Raw genomic sequence first — 2,733 nt, forward strand, 5'->3', positions numbered from 1 at the left:
CCGGCCATCAAGAAGGCGCCGGACTCAGATGCAACCCATCCGTTCAGCGGCGAAAAGGACAATCGACTCCGCGACCTGTGGCCTTCAACGGTTGGCGTGAGCCGGACGGGAACAGGCCACGGACGCCTTTAGCTGCATGAACAGGCCAGTAACCCTGAGGTGCGAGTCGGTGCATCTGATGCAACTCGCATTGGGTAATTGCCGATAAGTCACATTATGTCAACTAAACCCCCCTGCATATTGCATCTGATGAATCATCGCCCGCCTCCTTGAAGTCGCCGATCACCACCCGTGCTTCGAACAGGGTGGTCCATGATTGCGGTTGAGGCACTCCTTCCGTAGCCGATTGTTGAATGATTCGATGTACCCGTTGTTCCACGGTGTACCGGGCGGTATAGGACAAGCCGACTTTTCCATCGCAAAACTGTTGCAGCGCTTGAGAAACCAACTCCGTGTCATGTGAAGTCTCAGGAGATAAGTGACGCTTCGTACTCGGGACTTACTTGACATGGCTTCGGCGAATCGTGATGCTTGCTCGCCGTGGCGGCTGTCAGCGGCGAGTCTGGTGATCGAGAGTGGTTGGTAGAGCAGCGGTATCGGGCGGTGCTCGAGGTGTTGGACGGCTCGCCTGTCGGTGAGGTGGCCGTCCGGTACGGGGTATCGCGGCAGTCGGTGCATGCCTGGAAGGGCAAGTACATGGTGGGTGGGATCGAGGCGCTGCGCGAGGTGTCACGCCGACCCCGGACCAGCCCGACCCGGGTGGAAGTCCTCGGTGGAGGCGCTGGTGTGTGAGATGCGGAGAGCCCATCCACGCTGGGGTGCGCGGCGGATCACCTTCGAACTCGGACAGTCGGGTGTGGCGTCACCGCCCGCGCGAGCCACGGTGCACCGGATCTTGGTGCGCAACGGGTTGGTGCGTGCACAGCCGCAGGAGCATCGCCGCAAGTACCGTCGCTGGCAGCGTGAGGCGCCGATGCACCTCTGGCAGCTCGATCTGGTCGGCGGCGTCTTCTTGGCCGATGGGCGCGAATGCAAGATGTTGACCGGTATCGATGACCACTCCCGGTTCGTCGTGGTCGCCAGCGTGCTCGCGGTACCGTCGGGGCGGGCGGTGGCCGACGCGTTCCTCAAGGCGATGCGGGTCTACGGTGTGCCCTCAGAAGTGTTGACCGACAACGGTAAACAGTTCACCGGCCGGTTCACCAAACCCCGGCCGGCGGAGGTGCTCTTCGAGCGGGTTTGCCGGGAGAACGGGATCACCGCTCGACTCATCAAGCCGTATTTGCCGACCACGACCGGCAAGATCGAGCGCTGGCATCAGACCCTGCGCCGCGAACTGCTCGATCGGGTCGACCCGTTCGTGGACCTACCCTCAGCGCAGGCCGCGATCAGTGCCTGGGTGCAGACCTACAACCACGCCCGGCCCCACCAATCCTTGGACATGGCCACCCCGGCGAGCCTGTTTCGGCCCAACGCCCAACCCGAAGCCCTGGTCATCACGGGGCAGCCAGACAACCCGGGTCAGGACGTGGCCGAAGCGGTCCCTGCGACTGACACCGCCGCCGTGAACAGCGGTCTGGTGCTGCTGCCGTCGGCCGGTGCGGTCGAGTTCGACACCGTCATCGCCGCCAGCGGTCTGCTCGCGGTCATCCCTGCGGTGCAGCGAATCAGCCTGGGTCCCAACCGCGGTGGGCAACGCGCGCACGTCTGGGTCGACGAGTACACCGTCCACGTGCTCATCGACGGCGAGCTGGTCAAGACGGTTCCGTCCAACCTGGACGCTGAGGACCTCCGCGATCTGAGCATGCGGGGCGCGCGCCCAGCCGGAGCGCCGCCAGCCACCGCGTCGGTGGGCGGTGCCGGCACCCTCCCGGCGGCCGCCGTGATCGAAGTCGATCGCCACGTCGACAGCAACGGCTACGCCGAACTGGCCAAGCATCGGTTGCGAATTGGTGCCGAGCTCGCCCGACGCAAGGTGACACTCCGCCTCGACGGACACCTCATCCACGTCGTCTACAACGATGTGCTGGCCAAGACGCTGCCCTCACCGGTCCCGGCCGATCAACACACCAAGATTCGCGGCGCCCGGATCGCCCCCAGCCAAATACCGCCCCCAGCGCCCGGCCCGATGAGCGTGCAACGCAAGGTCCCCAGAGACGGCGTCGTCATGGTCGCCCGCCAACGCCTACGGGTCGGACGCACCTACACCGGCAAGATCGTCACCATCCACGTCGAGGACACCCACTTCCGGGTCACTTGCGACGGCGCCCAGCTATCCATCCACCCAAGGACCACCGAACTCCCAATCAAGCGGTGGAAAGCCAAGATTCACGCTCCGCGCCCATATCCGCCGACGTAAAGAATGTCCCGAGACTGTAAAGCATGTCCTGCGACAGAAGAGTTAAACACGTCCTGAGACCACACATCGACATCCGGGCCGTTGTCCATCCGCAGCACCATAGGTGGACCGCCAGCCGCGGTGACTCGCCATCCCCGAGGCGTAGCTGGCGTGTTCCCGCTGAATGAGTCCAACTCAATATCGGGGACTCGCCATAGCGACTCGCATAATCCGCCGCGCGAGCGCTGAGAATGCAGGAATCGAATATGCAGGGTTACCAGTACTCGTCGCCGAGAAAACTTGTGGCCAATTCCGCCAATTCCGCCAGTCGCGCTCATATCGCTCGTTGGCCTGGCAGAGCCCGCCGCCATTCGCTGTGGACGTCCCAGCCGTCC

The 2,733-nt window shown here is 63.8% G+C and carries 2 pseudogenes; one reads left to right on the top strand and one right to left on the bottom strand.

Annotated features, from left to right (window positions below):
* Positions 1–268: 268 nt before the first annotated feature.
* Positions 269–396: pseudogene (locus QOI01_RS19120) on the bottom strand (integrase core domain-containing protein); the annotation flags it as partial.
* A 144-nt stretch (positions 397–540) separates the two neighbouring features.
* Between QOI01_RS19120 and QOI01_RS19125 the strand changes: the two are divergent.
* A pseudogene (locus tag QOI01_RS19125) lies at positions 541–2,359 on the top strand (IS481 family transposase).
* Positions 2,360–2,733: the final 374 nt, after the last annotated feature.

Source organism: Mycobacterium sp., assembly GCF_032162605.1.
Taxonomy (GTDB): Bacteria; Actinomycetota; Actinomycetes; order Mycobacteriales; family Mycobacteriaceae; genus Mycobacterium.